Source organism: Mesorhizobium sp. M5C.F.Ca.IN.020.29.1.1, from assembly GCF_003997375.1.
Taxonomy (GTDB): domain Bacteria; phylum Pseudomonadota; class Alphaproteobacteria; order Rhizobiales; family Rhizobiaceae; genus Mesorhizobium; species Mesorhizobium wenxiniae.
The window spans coordinates 1-18,502 of sequence record NZ_RZSW01000056.1; the positions used below are offsets into that span (position 1 = coordinate 1).

The following is an 18,502-nucleotide window of genomic DNA, read 5'->3' on the forward strand; positions in this document are numbered from 1 at the left end:
GGGTCGAGTAGCACTCGCGGTGCGTCGTGACAGGCGACCAAACGGCGATTGGCTGATATTCAAAGTGTCCGACACCGGGATCGGGATGACGTCGGAGCAGCAGGAACGGCTCTTCGACGCTTTTACGCAGGCGGACGCATCCACCACTCGCAACTATGGCGGAACGGGGCTTGGCCTCAGCATAACCCGGAGTTTTAGCCGAATGATCGGAGGCGTTGTAAAGGTCGAGAGCGAACTCGGAAAAGGCTCGACCTTCACAATGGAGATTCCAGCCGAGTTCAAAAAAGAATCTAGCGAGCAACACCCCTCCGAAGCTGTGCCGTTGCCGCCACGAGACAAGGCGGTTCTGATCATAGATGATGAACCAGCCGCCCGAACCGTCATCGCCAGCGCTTTGGCGGAGGCGGGACTGGCATCGTTCGAAGCAGCAAGCGGCGAGGAAGGAATAGCCGCTGCTCGAGCGCATCGCCCCGCGGCGATCATTCTCGACATCATCATGCCGCATCAGGACGGCTGGTCAGTGCTGCGATCTCTGAAGAACGATAGGGAGCTTTGCGAGATTCCTGTGATCCTTGCGACTATACTTGCAGATCGCGAACTCGGCCTCTCACTCGGGGCGGTTGAATACCTGACGAAGCCGATCGACACCGAGAAGCTGATTCGAACAATTGAGGCTTGCGGCGGTGGCAACCGCGATGTGCTTGTAATTGATGACGACCAAGCCTCCCGCGATTTCCTTCGGCGTATCCTGATCAAGAAGGATTGGCGGGTTCACGAGGCAAGCGACGGCGTGCGCGGCCTTGGCCTGATGAAACGGTTGTTGCCGCGCCTGGTGGTGCTTGATCTGCTGATGCCCGAAATGGACGGGTTTCAGACATTGAGTGAAATGCAGCAGACGCCCGAACTGCAGAACATTCCGGTGGTCGTAGTTACCTCGAAAGATCTGTCGATGAACGAGCTCGAATGGCTCCGCGATAGGGCGGTTGCCGTTGTGACCAAGGGCGCGAACAGCAGGTCTCAATTGGTCAAGGCGCTCGAACGCCAGATTTCCGCGGCCGAGTAGGTTGGCCCGGCATCTCAGTTCGTTGACCCATCGTTAGAAGAGGCCGAAGATGACGAGAATCCTTCTGGTGGAAGACAACGAAATGAATCGCGACATGCTCTCGCGGCGGTTGTCGCGGCGTGGGTTCGAAGTGCTTATTGCGGAAAACGGACAATCCGGCGTGGAACTAACCATTTCGGAAAGACCGGATCTGATCCTTATGGATATGAGCCTGCCCGTGATGGACGGATGGGAGGCGACACGGCGGATCAAGGCTGATCCGGCCACCTCGGGGATCCCTATAATCGCGCTTTCTGCGCATGCTATGACCAGCGATCGGGAATTGGCGCTTGAGGCCGGCTGCGATGACTACGACAGCAAGCCGGTGGACCTGCCGAGGCTTGTCCAGAAAATCGAACAATTGCTTGCCGCAAATCCGTGAGCCGCCGAGTCGGCGGATTGGAGACATGACTGCCAACGAGTTCCAACGCCACGCAATAGCCGCCCATCTGGCGCAGACGCTTGCTGGACCAGCACGGGCAATCTCGGGATTTCAGGAACTGCTGCTAGAACAGGTGCAGAACCACAGTCTGGTGCACATCACTCCAGATCTTGAGAGGGTCGGCGCCGCTGCCCGGCAATTGAACAGCCTCATCGACAGCTTGATCCATGGCAAAGCCGACTATCCGGACCATGCAGGGCGCGAGATCGAGGCGAAACTGCGCCACGATTTGCGAACACCACTCAACGCGATTATCGGCTACTCCGAAATGATCCTTGAAGAAGCCGAAGAATTGCACGAACACGCATTGGACGAAGATGTCAGGGTGATGCTCGCGGCTGCGGCCGAGCTGTTGGCGCATGTCGATGCAATTGCCGTCCTATCGCGCGCCAGCGACAACGAAGGGCTGTGGACGACGGATCAGGCAGAGATCGATGCAGCAGGGCTCGAAAGGGCGCTGGGCAAGACGGAGCGCGATGCATTCTCAGGACGCAACGGTAGAATACTTGTCGTCGACGACATCGGCAGTAACCGCGATCTTCTCTCGCGCCGCTTGCTGCACGACGGTCATCAGGTAGTCACTGCCGAGTCAGGTCTGTCCGCGCTGACTCGCCTTGCGGAATATGAATTCGACCTTGTTCTGTTGGACATACTGATGCCGGACATGAACGGCATCGAGGTGCTCTCGCGATTGAAAGCTGAGCGCTGGTGGCGGCACATCCCGGTCATTATGATATCGGGGCTGAACGAAGTCGACGCCGTGGTCCGCTGCATCGAGGCGGGAGCCGACGACTACTTGCTTAAACCGTTCAATCCGGTCCTGCTGCGCGCCCGGATCAACTCCAGTCTGGAGAAGAAGCGTTGGCGCGACCGCGAGCACCAGTATCTTCAGCGGATCGAGGCGGAAAAGCGGCGGGCCGACTCGCTTCTACATGCCGTCCTGCCCGGTCAAATCGTTGCGCGGCTGCAAGGGGGCGAGGAGATCATTGCGGACCGGTTCGAGGAAGTGACCATCCTTTTTGCCGATATTGTCGGATTCTCGCCTATCGCAGCGAAATTGCCGGCATCCGACCTTATCAAGCGCCTCGACCGGATGTTCAGCATGTTCGATGCGCTGGCGGAGAAGCATTCCGTGGAGAAGATCAAGACAATCGGAGACGCGTATATGGCCGCTTGTGGTCTTCCGGACCCGGCGGCCGATCACGCCGACAGGACCGTGGCGCTGGGAAAATCCATGCTGGACTCGTTGAGGCTCTTCGCGTCGGGCAGCGATAGTTTTCGCGTCCGAATCGGCGTACACACCGGACCGGTGATCGCCGGTCTGATCGGCCGACATCGGTTCGTCTATGATGTCTGGGGCGAAACCGTGAACATCGCAAGCCGGCTCGAGTCCCAGGGCGTAGCCGACCGCATGCAAATCTCGGAGGCAACCAGACGCGCTCTGCACGCCTCTTGGGAGTTAGAACCGCGCTGCACTGTGGAACTGAGAGGCGTCGGCACGATGGAAACCTATCTCGTTCGACACTGATGTCTGACGATGGCCGCGTAAGTCCGATTATGGCGCTCGTTGCGCGTTCCAATGAACGAGACGTACGACAGGAAACCACCCATCTCGGCCATTGGCGGCAGCCCGCTGATTGAGTTTTGACCCTAAGCGGAATGCGTTTGGATTGAACCGGGCTCTATCTCTTTGTTTTAGCCGCATTTGTGCGACGCCAAGTGATTCCACTTGGCTGCAGAATGCTCGACGTGAAACGCTCTGCCGGGCTGGTCTAAGCCAAATCCATCGGGCTTCGGCGGTCGGCGAGCAAACGGGCAAGGATCGGCCTGATGCGGTTTTCGATCCGCGGCCACGAAGCTGTCGACAGAACAGCCGCATGGTCTTCACTCAGCGCGACCGCGCGCGATGTCGTTGGCTCGTATCGCCGATCAGCGCGTCGGAACCGGATGCTCGCCGCGATAGTCGTAGAAGCCGCGTCCGGTCTTGCGGCCGAGCCAGCCGGCCTCGACATATTTCACCAGCAGCGGGCAGGGGCGGTATTTCGAATCCGACAGGCCGTCATGTAGCACCTGCATGATCGACAGGCAGGTGTCGAGGCCGATGAAATCGGCGAGTTGCAGCGGTCCCATCGGATGGTTGGCGCCGAGCCGCATGGCGGTGTCGATCGCGTCGACCGAGCCGACCCCTTCATAGAGCGTGTAGATCGCCTCGTTAATCATCGGCAGCAGGATACGGTTGACGATGAAGGCCGGAAAATCCTCCGAGACGGTGATCGTCTTGTCGAGATGGTTCACATAGGCCTTTGCCGCTTCGAAGGTCTGGTCCTCGGTGGCGATGCCGCGCACCAGTTCGACCAGCTTCATCAATGGAACCGGATTCATGAAATGGATGCCGATGAAACGCTCCGGCCTGTCGGTCTGCGCGGCGAGACGGGTGATCGAAATCGACGAGGTGTTCGTCGCCAGGATGGCTTCCGGATTGAGTTGCGGGCAGAGCTGGGCGTAGATCTTGCGCTTGACCGTCTCGTCCTCGGTCGCCGCTTCGATCACCAGATCGGCAGCCGCAAGGTCGGCCATGGTGGGCGCTGCCAAAATGCGCGCCATCGCTTCGTTGCGCAGCTTTTCCTCGAGTTTGCCGGAGCCGACCTGGCGGGCCATGTTGCCGCTGATCGTGGCGATGCCCTTTTCGATGCGGTCGGGTGAGATGTCGTAGACCAGCACCTTGTAGCCCGCAAGCGCGGACACATGGGCGATGCCGCCGCCCATCTGGCCCGCGCCGATGATGCCGATCGTCTCGATCTTGTTCATTACACCGATCCCGTCAAAAGGCCTTTGCGGCCTGCTTTTTGTGCGGTGCAAACTAAAAGGGCGGGGCGACTTCGTCTACCCCGCCCTTCACAATTTAATACGCTTTGGCAGAAGGCGTCAAAGCGCCTTTTGCAGTTCCGGCAGAATGACGAAGAGATCGCCGACGAGGCCGTAATCGGCGACCTGGAAGATCGGCGCTTCCTCGTCCTTGTTGATGGCGACGATGACCTTCGAATCCTTCATGCCGGCAAGATGCTGGATGGCGCCGGAGATGCCGACGGCGATGTAGAGATCGGGTGCGACCACCTTGCCGGTCTGGCCGACCTGCCAGTCGTTCGGTGCATAGCCGGCATCGACTGCGGCACGCGAGGCGCCGACGGCCGCACCGAGCTTGTCGGCGATCGGCAGGATGACTTCCTGGAACTTTTCCGAGGAGCCCAGCGCGCGGCCGCCCGAGATGATGATCTTGGCCGAAGTCAGCTCCGGACGATCGGTCTCGGAAAGCTTGTTCTCGACGAAGCTCGACAGGCCGGGATTGGCCGCCGCCTGAACCGTCTCGACCGGGGCGGAACCGCCCTCGGGTGCGGCCTGGAAGGAGGCGGTGCGCACGGTGATGACCTTCTTGGCGTCGCTCGACTGCACCGTCTGGATGGCGTTGCCGGCATAGATCGGCCGCTTGAAGGTGTCGGGCGATACAACTTCGATGATCTCCGATACCTGCGCGACATCGAGCAGGGCTGCCACACGCGGCGCGACATTCTTGCCCGACGAGGTCGCCGGCGCGATGATCGTGTCATAGGCATCGGCTATGCCGACGACGAGTGCGGCCAGCGGCTCGGCGAGACGCTCGGTGAGTTCGTCGGCTTCGGCGAGCAGCACCTTGCTCACGCCCTTGAGCTTGGCGGCAGCACCGGCAGCGCCGTTTGCGCCCTTGCCGGCGACCAGCACATTCACGTCCGAGCCGATCTGCAGTGCCGCCGAAAGCGCCTTGGCGGTCTGGTCGGAAAGGGTCGCATTGTCGTGTTCTGCGATGAGGAGAATAGCCATTGTTCTTGTTCCTTTCCCGATCGCTTACAGCACGCCGGCTTCGTTCTTGAGCTTGTCGACCAGTTCGGCGACGCTCTTGACCTTGACGCCCGCCTTGCGGCCGCCCGGCTCCTCGGTCTTGATCACCTTCAGCCGCGGCTTGACGTCGGCGCCGTAGTCGGCCGGGCTCTTCTCGTCGAGCGGCTTCTTCTTGGCTTTCATGATGTTGGGCAGCGAGGCATAGCGCGGCTGGTTGAGGCGAAGATCCGCGGTGACAATCGCCGGCATCTTCAGCTCCACCGTCTGCAGGCCGCCGTCGACCTCGCGCGTCACCTTGGCCTTGTCGCCATCGATAACGACCTTGGAAGCAAAAGTGCCTTGCGCCCAGCCGAGAAGTGCGGCCAACATCTGGCCGGTCTGGTTCGAATCGTCGTCGATCGCCTGCTTGCCGAGAATGACGAGACCGGGCTTTTCCGCCTCGACCACGCCCTTCAGCACCTTGGCGACACCCAGCGGCTCCGTCTGCTCGTCGGTCTTGACCAGGACGGCGCGGTCGGCGCCCATGGCGAGGGCGGTGCGCAAGGTCTCCTGCGCCTGCTGCGGCCCGATCGAGACAACGATGATCTCTTCCGCCTTGCCGGCCTCTTTCAGCCGGATCGCCTCTTCGACCGCGATCTCGTCGAACGGGTTCATCGCCATCTTGACGTTGGCGAGTTCCACCGCCGAACCGTCAGCTTTCACACGAACCTTCACATTCGCATCCACAACCCGCTTCACGGGCACAAGGATCTTCATTTGCCTGTCACCTCTTTCACGATAGCCACCTCTTTCAAGGTAATTGGGCGCGCTATAGCAGCGCACGCCTCTTCAGAGTTGTCGAAAGCCGACATTCCGGACGGAATTCTAGTGTCCGACCGCCTAAAGCGCGTCGCGTTTGACCGGCCTCGCGCGACGCGCTTTAGGTTGTTGTTTTATGCATGTCGTTATCGCAAAACCGCTGCACACTTTTGCGCGACATGCATTGTGGGAAAGCTTCCGTAGTTGCGGCGACCCCGCACGTCAATATCCGAGGCGCGCCCAAATTATCCGTGACGCACTCAAATCGGTTCAGTCCGGACTGGACGCGCTTCCCCGTCCCCAGCGCGGCGCCGCCTGCGCCGGTTGCGGGTCGCTTGACGCCGGCTCTGCGGCAACAGGCACCTGGCCGGCGACCACCACTGCCTCTTCCTCAGCACCGGCAAGCAGTGGTACGGCGCGATTGCGCAAAATGAGCACCAGCACGGCCCCGGCGATGATGCCGCCGACATGGCAGGCCCAGGAAATCTGATCCTCGCCACCGGCGGCGAACATCACGATCTGGAACAGGATCCACAGGATGAGCGGGATGAAGGCCGGGATCCGCAGCGGGATGCGGGCGAAGGCCAGCACCCATACCTTCACCCTGGGGTAGAGGATCAGATAGGCGGCGACCACGCCGGCGATGGCGCCCGAGGCACCAATCAGCGGAACCTGCGAGTCCCACGCGATCAGGCCTTGGAAGAAGGCGCCGGCGATGGCGCACAGCAGGTAGAAGATGAGAAAGCGTACATGACCGAGCGCGTCCTCGACATTGTCGCCGAACACCCAGAGGAACAGCATGTTGCCGCCGAGGTGAAAAATATCGGCATGCAGGAAGGAATAGGTGACGTAGCTCAGGCTCTCCGGGATCACGACAAACTGCGGAGCCAGTTCGACGCTGTCGTGGACGACGGACGGGATGAAGCCCAGGCCCAGCACAGCAGCGTTGGTGAACTGCTCGCCGCCAAGCGCGGTGGCGAAGTAGATCAGCGTGTTGAACGCGATCAGGCCGATCGTCACATATTGCTGCTTGATGTGGCGCAGCCGGTTGGTGTCATAAAGCGGGATGAACATCGGACCCCCTCCCGCCTCGGCAGATTCAGCGGTTCTTGCCGGGAACCCATAGCACGTCGGCGTTTCCATTGTCATTGACCGCGCGTGCGGCGACGAACAGAAAGTCCGACACGCGGTTGATGTATCTTATCGCCTCGCGGTTGACAGGCTCGCTTGGGTCCTGCGTCAAAGCCACCATGATGCGCTCGGCCCGCCGTGCCACCGTGCGGGCAAGGTGAAGGGCCGCCGCCGCCGCCGTGCCGCCGTTCAGCACGAAGGATTTGAGCGGCTGCAGGTCCTTGTTGAGCAGGTCAATGTCCTTTTCGACACGGTCGGTCTGCACAGCGGTGATGCGCAGCGGCTCATAGCCGAGCGGCTTGCCGTCGTCCGGCATCGCCAGATCGGCGCCGAGGTCGAAAAGGTCGTTCTGGATGCGGCCGAGCATCGCGTCGATCCCCGGATGGGTTGCTGCGGTATGAATGCGGGCCATGCCGATGCAGGCATTGGCTTCGTCGATCGTGCCATAGGCGTCAATGCGCAGATCGGATTTCAGCCGCCGTTCACCGGTGCCAAGGCCGGTGGTGCCGTCGTCGCCGGTGCGGGTGTAGATCTTGTTGAGCTTGACCACGCTCTGCCTCCCGAAATCGCTACCCTCGTCACTTGCGGGTGAAATACACCGCCAGCATGATCAGCACCAATGCCACGAACTGCAGCAGCACGCGGGTCTGCATCAGCTTGTTGGAGGTCATGGGGGAGCCGCCGCGCATCATGTTGATGAGGCCGCGGATCAGCACGATCACCACGGCGACCATGACGAGGACAGCGAGGATGTTGAAAACGGTTGCCATAGTGTGTTTCCAGTCGATTGCGTTCAGGCGCGTTTGGCAAGCAGGCGGTAGAGCATTGATGCCGGCAGGACGCGTTTGAGGATAACGCCGATCCTGGCCGGCACCGTTACCACATAATGCGGACGCGGGCGCCGCGACAGAAGCGCATGGCGCAAGGCCGCATGAACCACCTCCGGCCCAGGCTTCAGTCGTGACGTGCTGCCGCCGGCCTGCAGCCTTTGCAGTTGCGCCTCGTAGGCAAGACGGTGGACGGAATTCTCACGGTCGATATTCCTGAGAAACCACCCAAGGCCGTTGCTGGCGATCTTCGATGTTACCGGCCCCGGCTCGATCAGCGAGACATGGATGCCGCTGCCCTGGAGTTCCTGATGCATGCACAGCATCAGCCCTTCGATCGCGTGCTTGGACGCCGAATAGGCGCCGCGAAAGGGCAGCGGCGCCAGGCCGAGGATCGAGGAGCAATGGACGAGACGGCCATGGCCCTGGCGGCGCATCACCGGCACGACACGGCGGGTGAGGTCATGCCAGCCGAAGACATTCGCCTCGAATTGCTCCCTGAGTGCTGCGACCGGCAGGTCCTCGACGGCGCCGGGCTGGGCGTAGGCGCCATTGTTGAACAGGGCATCGAGCCGTCCGTCCGTCCGTTCCAGCACCGACGCCACCAGCGTCTCGATGGATCCAGGTTCGCGGTAGTCCAGATAGAAAGCCTCGATGCCAGCGGCCTCGAGGGCAGCGATGTCCTCTGGCTTGCGCGCCGTCGCGAAGACCTGCCAGCCTTCCGCCTTCAGCGCTCGCGCGCAATAGGCGCCTATCCCGGAAGAAGCACCGGTGACGATGATGGTGCGCAACTCTTCTCCGGGAGGAAGCGTGGTTTGACCTAGGCTTGCCATTTGCAGCAATCCCTTCCCATATTCGCGGCGTCGAGACAATCGAAGGGAACGCGGTTCTTGTTGCGGAAGATCGTAGCCCTCAAACGCGTACTTTATGACGCGTTCGGCCATTTCGATGCGGACGATGGCTGGGCGATGGCCAGTCATCTGGCGATCACGGCGCTGATGGCGCTTTTCCCCTTTCTGATTTTCGCCACGACACTGGCCAGCTTCCTCGGCGCACAGGCTTTTGCCGACACCGCCGTGCATCTCGTATTCGACACCTGGCCCGAGCAGATCGCCAAGCCGATCGCGCGCGAAGTGCTCAACGTGCTCACCGTGCAGCGCAGCGACCTGTTGACCTATGGCGTGCTGCTTGCCGCCTTCTTCGCCTCGAACGGTATCGAGGCGCTGCGCACCTCGCTCAACCGCGCCTACCGCGTTTCCGAAACGCGCGGCATCATCTATCGACGGGTGCAGAGCATCGCCTTCGTTTTGATCGCCACGGCAGGTTTTCTGGTGATCAGCGTGCTCGTGGTTTTCGCGCCCTTACTGGGGCGGCTGGCCGAGGCCAATTTCGAATGGATAAAGCCCTATATGGGCACGATCACGCTGTGGCGTTACATCATCGCCTCCGCCGTCATCGTCGGCGGGCTGTTCGCGGTGCATTACTGGCTGCCTGCGGGCAAGCGCCGCTTCGTCTCGATCATACCGGGCATCATCTTCACGCTGATTGCCTGGCTCATCGGGTCGACCATCTTCGCCGCCTATCTCGACCGTTTCTCGTCGTATGTGACGACCTATGCCGGCCTTGCCTCGATCATGGTCGCGGTCGTCTTCCTCTACATCGTGTCGGCGATCTTCATCCTCGGCGGTGAGCTCAATGCCGCGATCAGCCGCTATCTGGAGGCACGCGCGAGAGTCGGCTGAGTCTTAGTTGAGCATGATCTTTTCCGAAAACCGGTTCCCACTTTTTGCTTCGCTGACCTTCGGTTCGGGATCATGCTTTGGTCGGCTGAGCGGTTGCCAGCCCGACGCCGAGCGTCGCGATCGCCATGCCGACGATCTGGACCAGGTTCAACTGTTCGCCGAACAATACCCAGGCGATGACCGCGGTGACGGCCGGGACCAGATAGAACAGCGAAGCGACTTTCGACATCTCGCCGTCGCGGATCATCACCATCAACAGGAAGATGGCGCCGATCGACAGCACCAGCACCAACCATGCCATGGCGAAGATCAACTCGCCGTTGACGACAACCGTTCGCGACTCGAAGGCGAGCGAGGCCAGGACCATCACCGATGCGCCGCCGACATATTGCCATTTGGTGGCCGCCACGAGATCGCCGCCGGAGGCGAAGCGCTTCTGCCAGATCGTGCCGGCGCTCATGCCGAGCACCGAGACAAGCGAGGCGGCCAGCGTCTCGGCCGTCACGCCGCCGCCGAGCGCACCGAGCTTCGGCCAGAGCACGATGACCACACCGACCAGACCGATGCCGAGACCGGCCCAATGGCGCGGCAGGATGGCCTCGCCGAGAAATCGGCCGGCCATCACCGCGGTGATCAGCGGCTGCAGCCCGACGATCAGGGCCGAAAGCCCGGCCGGCATGCCCCTGTGGATGGCCCAGAACACGCCGCCGAGATAGACGCCATGCATCAGGATGCCGGCGCCGGTGGCGTGGAGCGCTTCCGCACGCGTCGCCCGCCTGGAACCGAGTGCTGCCATCAAGCCGGCCAAGAGGACGGCGGCCAGAACGAAGCGGGCGGCGAGAAAGGTGAAGGGTTCCGCCCAGGGCATGGCGTATCGCGCACCGATGAAGCCGGTCGCCCACAGGACGACGAAGGAGGCGGGGATGAACCGCTTGATGCTGTGCATTTTCGGGAGGCTGCCGCGTGATCGGTGAGGGTTGAGTGTCGCGACTGCTGTAATGCGGTTCAACCTAGCAAGCAAAACCAAACGGTTGATCCATAGGCTCATCCGAATTGAAGGGTGCGCTCATATTTGCGGTCGTATGCGCCGATCTAGAACCCAATCAGCCGCCTGACGTCGGCCGGCGATGCGCCGGCCTCGCGCAAGGCGGCAAGGCCGGTATCCCGAAGACTCTTCGACAGCTTTCGTCCGTCCGGGCCGAGGACGAGACGATGGTGGAAGTAGCTTGGTTGCGGCAGGCCAAGGATCTCCTGGAGCAGGCGCTGCACGCCGGTGGCGGAATAGAGGTCCTGGCCGCGCACGACATGGCTGACGCCCTGCAGCGCGTCATCGACGACGACGGCGAGATGATAGCTGGTCGGGATTTCACGGCGCGCCACGATCACGTCGCCCCAGTCCTGCGGCCGAGCATGCACCGTGCGTGTTGCGGAAAGCCGCTCATCCGAAAATTCCAGCCATGACAGGTCCGTCCCGACGCGCGCCATCGCAGCATCGACGTCGAGCCGCCAGGCGAAAGGCGCATTTTCGGCAATCCGACGCTGGCGTTCCCTCATCGGCATTGCCTTGTCGACGGCGGGATAGAGCGGCACGCCGTCCGGGTCGCGCGGCCAGTCGCGCCCGCGCTTTTCGCTGGCGGCAATGAAGGCGCGGATTTCGCCACGGCTCATGAAGGCCGGGTAGACGAGCTCTTCCCTGATCAGCCGGTCGAGCACCGCCTGATAGTCCGCGAAATGATCCGACTGACGGCGCACCGGTTCTTCCCAGCCAAGCCCGAGCCATTTCAGATCGCGAAAAATGCCGGCCTCGAATTCCGGCGTGCAGCGCGTCGTGTCGATGTCCTCGATGCGCAGCAACAGGCGCCCGCCGGTTGCTCTCGCCAATTTTTGATTGAGCAGCGCCGAATAGGCATGGCCGAGATGCAGTTCGCCATTCGGGCTCGGTGCGAAGCGGAATGTCAGGAGTGTCATCGTTCGGCCGCAATCGGGTTGTGCGGCGCTTTCGCCAGTTGCTACTTTGCGCCTGATTACATCTGCCATTTTGCGCCGGGAACAAGCAGACATGCAACGCATCGCCACGCTCGACGACATCTCGCGAGGGCTGGACGCGCTCTGCCTGCTCGACCCGCGTCTTGAAAAGGTGCGCGGCATGGCCGGCGAGGTGCCGCTTCGGCTTTCCGAGCCGGGGTTCAGAAGCCTTGCCTCGATCATCGTCTCGCAGCAGGTTTCCCGCGCCAGCGCCGACGCCATCTTCGGGCGGCTGACAAAACTGGTGGATCCGCTGACGCCGCAAGCGATCCTTGCCGCCGACGAAGCCATGTTTCGCGAGGCCGGACTGTCGCGGCCGAAGCAGCGCGGCCTGGTCGCCGTGGCCCAGGCGGTGGTCGACGGCCTCGACCTCGATCATCTCTGCTTGCTCGACGCCACGGATGCGATCACGGCGATGATCAAGGTGTCGGGCATCGGCCCGTGGACGGCGGAAGTCTATCTTTTGTTCGCCGCCGGCCACCCCGATGTCTTCCCGGCACGCGACGTTGCCTTGCAGAGCGCGGTCGGCCACGCGCTCGGCATCGACCCGCGTCCGCCCGAGAAAACACTGATCCAACTCGCCGAATCATGGAGCCCATGGCGAGGTGTCGCATCGCGGCTTTTCTGGGCCTATTATCGCGAATTGAAGGGCAGGGACGCCGCGCCTCCGGCCTGAATTCGCAAAAAGCATTGAAATCAGGCGCTTTTGGCGTGGCGTTTGATCGACAAGCCGCTTCACATCCCTGTCATGTCGGGCTTACAGTATCCGCGCCGATCGGTTCTAGAACCAAGGAGGTCAATGACGTGACGGTTGCCGTATCTCCGGATGGGCTTCCAGCACTGGTGCTGAACGCGGATTACCGTCCGCTCAGCTATTATCCTCTGTCGCTCTGGTCGTGGCAGGACGCAATCAAGGCGGTGTTCCTCGAGCGGGTGAACATCGTCGCCGAATACGAGCACGCCGTGTCGTCGCCGACCTTCTCGATGAAGCTGCCGAGCGTCGTCAGCCTGAAGGCCTATGTGAAGCCATCGCGGCATCCAGCCTTCACCCGCTTCAATGTGTTCCTGCGCGACCGTTTCCAGTGCCAGTATTGTGGCACGCCGGAGGATCTGACCTTCGACCATGTCGTTCCCCGCCATCGCGGCGGCGCGACGACGTGGGAGAATGTCGTCGCCGCCTGTTCGCCGTGCAATCTGAGAAAGGGTGGCATGATGCCGGCGCACGCCAAGATGTGGCCGTTGCAGAAGCCCTACCAGCCGACGGTGCATGATCTGCACAACAACGGCCGCCTGTTTCCGCCCAACCATTTGCATGAAAGCTGGATGGATTATCTGTACTGGGATGTCGAACTCGAACCTTGAGATCGTCCGATAATTCGGGAGGCTGGCCGTCTGAAGCGATTGTCTGCGCTTCCGATGCTCACGGCCCAAATGTCCGCTGCGCTTCGGTTCTCGACAATCACTCCATACGACTCAGCCTGCCGAATTCTTGGACGATCTCGCGCCGCGCTAGATTTAATCGCGCGCAAACGCACCCCGGAAGGCGACCACGGCCAGGACAAAACTGGCGATGGCGTTCCAGCCGGCCAGCGACAGGCCGAGGATGCGCAGTGCCGCCTTGTCGCAGGAGGGCGGGACGAATTTGTCGAGCGCGTCGAGCACGCCCTTGCCGCCGGTGTCCACCGGTCCTGCAGCCGCCGCACAATCGGTCGGCCCCGGCCACCACGCCCATTCGACGCCGGAATGATAGACGCCGAGATAGACGCCGTAGGCCATCAGCAGGCCGCCGACGGCCAGCAGGCCGCGTGTCAGCCAAGTAGGCCAGCGCAGCGCCGACGACAGCACCGCCAGCAGCATGAGCGGCACGCCGGTGTAGTAGGGGGTGCGCTGCTCCAGGCAGAGCTTGCACGGGATGTAGCCGCCCAGGTGCTGGAAGGCCAGCGCCGAGCCGACGGTGGCCGCCATGGCGACGGCGAGAAACACCGCCGTCCGCATGCGCTGGCGTCCAGTGTCGGCACTCACGGTCGCTGTCATCGATCTACCGTCCATTCCCGTCATAGCAAAGGATGGGTCAATTTGAACAACCTTTGCTCTAGCCCGGACTTCTCATACTAGCCCGGACTTCTCATGCTAGAAGGCGTATTTGACGACGATATAGAGCGAAATCAGGGCAGCGGCGGCGGCGCCCGCGATCATGCCAAGGCGCTTTTCGATGAACTCGCGGATCGGTTCGCCATAGCGGCGCAGCAGCCAGGCGAGGAAGAGGAAGCGGGCGCCGCGTGCCACGATCGCCAGCACGATGAACAGCAGGAGGTTGACGCCGATAACGCCGGACAGGATCGTCACCACCTTGATCGGCGGCAGATGGGCGAGGCCGGAAGTGATCAGCATCAGGATGATGAAGCCGATGCCCGACGAGACGCGCAGCGCCTCGAAGTCATCATATTTGCCGTAGAATTCGAGGATCGGCTTCGCCATCGTGTCGTAGGCATAGTGGCCGATGTACCAGCCGGCGATGCCGCCCAGAACGGAGGCCAGCGTGGCGACCAGCGCGTAGCGATAGGCGCGATCCGGCCGCGACAGCGCCATCGGCAGATAGAGCACGTCGGCCGGCACCAGGAACACCGAGCTTTCGACGAAAGCGATGAAGGCCAGCCACCACTCGGCGGATTTCTTGGCCGCCAGCGACAAGGTCCAGTCGTAAAGTCCGCGAAGCATCGGCACTCCTAATGCACGTCGCCCAAAATGCGCAGCGGTTTTGGGATAACAATGCATAAAAACAAAGACCAAAAGCGCGCCACATGAATCTCTCGAGACGCGACGCGCTTCAATGCGCTGCCTGTCTAGAAAGATTTTTCGCGCCGCACAATGGCCGCAGCTTCACGAGATCGAAGGCTGGGGTTGAGCGAAGGCCGCATGTCGGGAATTGGCCAGTTGACGAACAGGCCTCCAACCGTATAGTCCGCGCCAATCCAGGCCGCCCGGCCTGAGCCCCTATGGCGGAATTGGTAGACGCGCTCGACTCAAAATCGAGTTCCGCAAGGAGTGCTGGTTCGATCCCGGCTAGGGGCACCATTTTCCACCCGAGACGTCTTGAAAGCTCGGCGGGATGTTATCCCAGGAGCATCCTGGGATAATCACAATCGAGGTCGGTCCTTCCTCACAACGAGGCCAGTCCTTCCTGATTAGTTCGGACTCCGTAGCTCAGGCCGCCATCACATCGGCCCCGGGACCATCTTGGTCGGCTGCTCCGGCATGGGAAACGCGTAATTGTCGCATTTCACGTCCGGGTTTGTCGGGCTGAACATTCCGAGCGGGTTGTCCTTGAACAGCCAGGCGTGAAGATCGTAATGGTAGAATTCCGTCGGAATAAGCGGATAATGCCCCTCCATCGGCCCCTGGAACGTCTGTCCAAAGAGTTTCGGCGGCTCCTTGGTGTCGGGCGTCAGCGGAACAAGCCATTCCACGGCCACCAGGCGCAAGCCGCCGTTGAACGGCTCATAGATAAGGACATTGGGGCGCGTCGGATCTGGTGTCGGGCTGACGCTCGCGACGTTGACGAAATGAATGCCCATCGCGCCCTTAGGGTAATCCATAGCGCCAGCCACTTTTTCGCCGCTGTAATAAACGCATCCGACCGTCGACAGATAGAGGTCGCGAATGGCGGCCTTGTAGTCTTCGTACTTGGATAGCGATTTTTTCAGGCCATCGATCTCGGCCTTGTCGGGCTCGGCGGCCTGACCTGCAGCCGCAGTCAGGCAGGCGCCGATGAGGCCAGTCAAAGCGAGAATGCTGCGGCGCCTGAAGTAAGTTGTTTTCGTCATGCATTCCTCCCAGATTTTTTGTTCTGGCCGCGCAAGGCGGCAATGATGCTGGTTGCGCGGCCGAGATTATCGCCGATGCTAATCCTTTCCGCTGGTCGGGAGAATTAACCCTCATGACCTAGGCCCCTCGACACAGTGATTTGACAGGTCGGGCCGAACGTCCACAGTCCCTTTCTGCGGCGAATCGCAAACCTTCGAGATTGGCCGAAACACCCCCTCCCTTCGTCATCCCAGGGCGGAGCAAGGAGCGGAGCGACGCGGCGCAGACCCTGGGATCCATGCCGTTACATGGCGGCAGTGCGCCTGCGGATCAGAACCGAACGCTACCACCCCGTTCGCTGACGTTGGAAGGGTAGCTGGCACCGTTGCGGATACAAGCGCCGTTCCGAGCCGCTGGATTCTTCGGCTGAGGTAACGGCATGGATCCCAGCGTCTCCGCTACGTCGCTTCGCTCCTGCTCCGCCCTGGGATGACGAAGGCTCGGCCTGCCGGTTTCGCGACCACCCAGCCTACCGCCGTCCCAGCAAGTTCTTCATCCGGTTGCGCAGCAGGCGCGCCATGTTGCGGGTTTCGCGGTAGAGGTGAAGCTGCGACGCCGCCTGGCGGGCGAGGCGGTCGGCGTCCGGCGTCAGGCCGATGACCAGGGTGCCGATCGGCTTGCGCTCCGTCCACAACCGGCTCATCACCGGATGGTCGGGCACGGCGCAGGAATCGGTCATCATGACATTGGGGTCGTCGAGGTGCTGCCTGGTCACCTCGATCATCAGCAGCGTGCCCGGCGAATAGGCGGCGAGCGTCTCGTCATAGGCCGTCTTCCAGGTGTAGGCGACGCCGGCCTCGACGAAGACGATCAGGCTGGCGATGGTGCGGTCGTCGAGCGTCAGCGAATGGATGCGGCACAGATCCTGTTCGGCCAGCCGGTGCACGGCCTCGCGGGCGAAGGCGGCGCGGTAACGGTCGATGGCCATGGCGGTGCGCTCGCGGCCTTTCCAGCCTGCTGCTTCCAGCGTCAGGAAGCGTTCAATGGCATGGCGGATATTTGCCGGTCCGCGCGCCACGACATGCTCCAGCCTGCCGAGGTCGGCGAGGCGGCGCTTCAGGCGGCGGAACTCGCGATAATGGTGCGAGCGCAGCGAGGCCTTCAGATACTCATCGCCGTCGATCTCGCTTTCGAGCATCGGGCGTTCGGCCTTGCCGGTGGTGACCAGCGTCAGGCCGCGCGTCTCGGCGACGGTGGCCAGCAGGCTGGCCACCGGGCCGTCGAGCCTGATGTCGGGCAGGACGAAGACCTTCGGCAATTTGAGATGCGGCCGCGACAGCATCGCGAAGAAATCCTCGATGACGCCGACGGGATCGTCGTGGTCGACCAGCGGCGTGCCGATCGGGCCGAACGGGCTCGACCATGTGCGCATGACCGGGACGCCGATCGGCACGCCCGGCCGCTCCACCGAGAACGGCACCAGCAGGCGCAGCCGGTTGCGGTATTCGTCGCCGTCGCGGATGACCGCCAGCCGCACCTCGCGGTCTTCCAGCCGCGGCATGGCGGGCGCCAGGAAGCGCGGATTGAAGAAGACGTTGGGCTCGATCGTGCGGGTGCAGAGATAGTCGAGTTCCTCGACCAGATCGAAGCCGGCTGAGGCCGGGTAGACGGCCAGTTTGCGCTCGGGCCGGTCGTTGGCCAAGAGCTCGATATGGGCGGGGTCGGCTTCGCGGGCGAGCCCGGCGAGGCCGGACACCATGGCGCCGGCCGGGCCGCCGCTGGTTTCCTCGAGCAACGGGATGGCAGCCATCATGCGGCTCCTTCGGCGGCTACGAAAATGGCCATGACAATGCCGAGCTTGCGCCACACCGTGAAGGACAGCGCGCCGGCCTCGAAGATCATCGCGAAGGCGGTGGCCATCGCCGCGCCCCACAGGCCGAAAAGCGGGATCAGCACCAGATTGAGGCCGATATTGAAGGCCAGCGTCATGGCGTAGACGGCGGCGCAGATGTTCTGGTTGCCGCTCATTGTGAGCAGGCTTTCGCAGGGGCCGACGGCGGCGCGGGCGACGACGCCGAAGACCAGCAGGAACAACAGCGGATAGCCGGCAACGAATTCGGCGCCGAACAAGCTCAGCATCGGCTCGCCCAGCACCAGCACCAGCAGCGCCATCGCCAGCGACGGCCAGAACGTCCACGACACCGTTTCGCGGGCGAAGGCGGCGAGCTTTTCCGGCTCGCCATGGGTGAACTGCACGTAGCGCTGGGCGACGCCCGCCTTGACCGCGAAATAGACGAAATGCACCAGCGCCAGCGTTTTCACGGTGGCGAAATAGACGGCGACGTCGTCGGGCTTCATGTAGGCGCCGACCATCAGCACGTCGGCATTGGTGAGCAGGAAGAAGAAGCCTTCGACCAGGAAGATCGGCAGCGACACGAGGAACCACTGCGCGAAATGAACCTTCTTCGGCCCGGCCGGGATATTCCTGTCCATGCGCGTCGTAACGCCGATGAGCTGACCGAGCGTGGTGGCATAGGCGGCGGCGATCGAGGCGAAAATCGCGGTTCTGGCGTCCGGCGCAAAGCCGACCAGAAGCATCAGCGCCATGAGCGCCAGGATCAGCACCGGCCGCACCAGATAGGTCGGCGCCAGCGCGAACAGCGCCCATGAGTTGGCCCGCGCCAGCCCCTGCAGCAGATCGGACATGGCGATCATCGGCATGCAGATGAGGCCGAGAATGAACGGCACGACATAGTAG

The 18,502-nt window shown here is 62.1% G+C and carries 20 protein-coding genes and 1 tRNA gene; 7 read left to right on the forward strand and 14 right to left on the reverse strand.

The genetic code is table 11. The features are described from left to right. The 3 genes from EOA85_RS07335 to EOA85_RS07345 all read left to right on the forward strand — a co-directional run. A partial coding sequence (locus EOA85_RS07335) for a response regulator (protein ID WP_164759532.1) occupies positions 1-1,063 on the forward strand: 1,063 nt, incomplete at its 5' end. Positions 1,064-1,112: 49 nt separating this feature from the next. After that, on the forward strand, positions 1,113-1,484 hold the full coding sequence (locus tag EOA85_RS07340) for a response regulator (protein WP_031255744.1): 372 nt from the start codon (positions 1,113-1,115) through the stop codon (positions 1,482-1,484). Between the two features lie 25 nt (positions 1,485-1,509). Then, entirely contained in the window at positions 1,510-3,072 is a 1,563-nt protein-coding gene (locus EOA85_RS07345) for an adenylate/guanylate cyclase domain-containing protein (RefSeq protein ID WP_127208905.1), read from the forward strand. A 401-nt stretch (positions 3,073-3,473) separates the two neighbouring features. Here the strand turns inward: EOA85_RS07345 and EOA85_RS07350 are convergent, their stop codons facing one another. From EOA85_RS07350 to EOA85_RS07380, 7 genes are all read right to left on the reverse strand, one after another. After that, a complete protein-coding gene (locus EOA85_RS07350) occupies positions 3,474-4,352 on the reverse strand; it encodes a 3-hydroxybutyryl-CoA dehydrogenase (RefSeq protein WP_127208906.1) in 879 nt (292 codons plus the stop codon). A gap of 117 nt (positions 4,353-4,469) precedes the next feature. Beyond that, a complete protein-coding gene (locus EOA85_RS07355) occupies positions 4,470-5,399 on the reverse strand; it encodes an electron transfer flavoprotein subunit alpha/FixB family protein (protein ID WP_127208907.1) in 930 nt (309 codons plus the stop codon). 24 nt (positions 5,400-5,423) lie between these two features. After that, positions 5,424-6,173, reverse strand: coding sequence for an electron transfer flavoprotein subunit beta/FixA family protein (locus EOA85_RS07360; protein ID WP_127208908.1), 750 nt, complete (start codon positions 6,171-6,173; stop codon positions 5,424-5,426). A gap of 312 nt (positions 6,174-6,485) precedes the next feature. Next, the gene (locus EOA85_RS07365) at positions 6,486-7,289 is read right to left on the reverse strand and encodes a rhomboid family intramembrane serine protease (protein ID WP_065008479.1); all 804 of its coding nucleotides are present in this window, start codon (positions 7,287-7,289) and stop codon (positions 6,486-6,488) included. A 25-nt stretch (positions 7,290-7,314) separates the two neighbouring features. Further along, the gene (locus EOA85_RS07370; RefSeq protein ID WP_127208909.1) at positions 7,315-7,896 is read right to left on the reverse strand and encodes a cob(I)yrinic acid a,c-diamide adenosyltransferase; all 582 of its coding nucleotides are present in this window, start codon (positions 7,894-7,896) and stop codon (positions 7,315-7,317) included. 28 nt (positions 7,897-7,924) lie between these two features. Next, positions 7,925-8,116: a twin transmembrane helix small protein gene (locus tag EOA85_RS07375; protein WP_127208910.1), complete on the reverse strand. Its 192-nt coding sequence runs from the start codon at positions 8,114-8,116 to the stop codon at positions 7,925-7,927. A gap of 23 nt (positions 8,117-8,139) precedes the next feature. Beyond that, a complete protein-coding gene (locus tag EOA85_RS07380) occupies positions 8,140-9,006 on the reverse strand; it encodes an SDR family oxidoreductase (RefSeq protein ID WP_127208911.1) in 867 nt (288 codons plus the stop codon). A 57-nt stretch (positions 9,007-9,063) separates the two neighbouring features. On the opposite strand from EOA85_RS07380, the gene EOA85_RS07385 reads away from it, so the two are divergent. Then, on the forward strand, positions 9,064-9,915 hold the full coding sequence (locus EOA85_RS07385; RefSeq protein ID WP_095517782.1) for a YihY/virulence factor BrkB family protein: 852 nt from the start codon (positions 9,064-9,066) through the stop codon (positions 9,913-9,915). A 70-nt stretch (positions 9,916-9,985) separates the two neighbouring features. On the opposite strand, the gene EOA85_RS07390 is transcribed toward EOA85_RS07385, so the two are convergent. Together EOA85_RS07390 and gluQRS are read right to left on the reverse strand one after the other, a co-directional pair. After that, positions 9,986-10,861: an EamA family transporter gene (locus tag EOA85_RS07390; RefSeq protein ID WP_127208912.1), complete on the reverse strand. Its 876-nt coding sequence runs from the start codon at positions 10,859-10,861 to the stop codon at positions 9,986-9,988. Positions 10,862-11,007: 146 nt separating this feature from the next. Beyond that, the gene (gene gluQRS, locus EOA85_RS07395; protein ID WP_029348576.1) at positions 11,008-11,883 is read right to left on the reverse strand and encodes a tRNA glutamyl-Q(34) synthetase GluQRS; all 876 of its coding nucleotides are present in this window, start codon (positions 11,881-11,883) and stop codon (positions 11,008-11,010) included. Positions 11,884-11,974: 91 nt separating this feature from the next. Between gluQRS and EOA85_RS07400 the strand changes: the two genes are divergently transcribed. Both EOA85_RS07400 and EOA85_RS07405 read left to right on the forward strand, forming a co-directional pair. Then, on the forward strand, positions 11,975-12,616 hold the full coding sequence (locus EOA85_RS07400; protein WP_127208913.1) for a DNA-3-methyladenine glycosylase: 642 nt from the start codon (positions 11,975-11,977) through the stop codon (positions 12,614-12,616). Positions 12,617-12,744: 128 nt separating this feature from the next. Next, complete coding sequence (locus EOA85_RS07405) at positions 12,745-13,302, forward strand: HNH endonuclease (protein WP_029348574.1); 558 nt, start codon at positions 12,745-12,747, stop codon at positions 13,300-13,302. 153 nt (positions 13,303-13,455) lie between these two features. On the opposite strand, the gene EOA85_RS07410 is transcribed toward EOA85_RS07405, so the two are convergent. Together EOA85_RS07410 and EOA85_RS07415 are read right to left on the reverse strand one after the other, a co-directional pair. Then, entirely contained in the window at positions 13,456-13,974 is a 519-nt protein-coding gene (locus EOA85_RS07410) for a disulfide bond formation protein B (protein WP_127208914.1), read from the reverse strand. Positions 13,975-14,070: 96 nt separating this feature from the next. Then, positions 14,071-14,658, reverse strand: a complete 588-nt coding sequence (locus tag EOA85_RS07415) for a YqaA family protein (RefSeq protein ID WP_127208915.1) — start codon at positions 14,656-14,658, stop codon at positions 14,071-14,073. Positions 14,659-14,930: 272 nt separating this feature from the next. On the opposite strand from EOA85_RS07415, the gene EOA85_RS07420 reads away from it, so the two are divergent. Continuing rightward, positions 14,931-15,015, forward strand: a tRNA-Leu gene (locus EOA85_RS07420). 140 nt (positions 15,016-15,155) lie between these two features. On the opposite strand, the gene EOA85_RS07425 is transcribed toward EOA85_RS07420, so the two are convergent. The 3 genes from EOA85_RS07425 to EOA85_RS07435 all read right to left on the reverse strand — a co-directional run. Then, positions 15,156-15,764, reverse strand: coding sequence for a hypothetical protein (locus EOA85_RS07425; protein WP_127208916.1), 609 nt, complete (start codon positions 15,762-15,764; stop codon positions 15,156-15,158). 509 nt (positions 15,765-16,273) lie between these two features. Next, positions 16,274-17,554, reverse strand: coding sequence for a GNAT family N-acetyltransferase (locus tag EOA85_RS07430; RefSeq protein WP_127208917.1), 1,281 nt, complete (start codon positions 17,552-17,554; stop codon positions 16,274-16,276). Beyond that, on the reverse strand, positions 17,554-18,502 hold a 949-nt coding region (locus EOA85_RS07435), incomplete at its 5' end, for a lipopolysaccharide biosynthesis protein (RefSeq protein ID WP_164759533.1). The genes EOA85_RS07435 and EOA85_RS07430, both read right to left, overlap by 1 nt.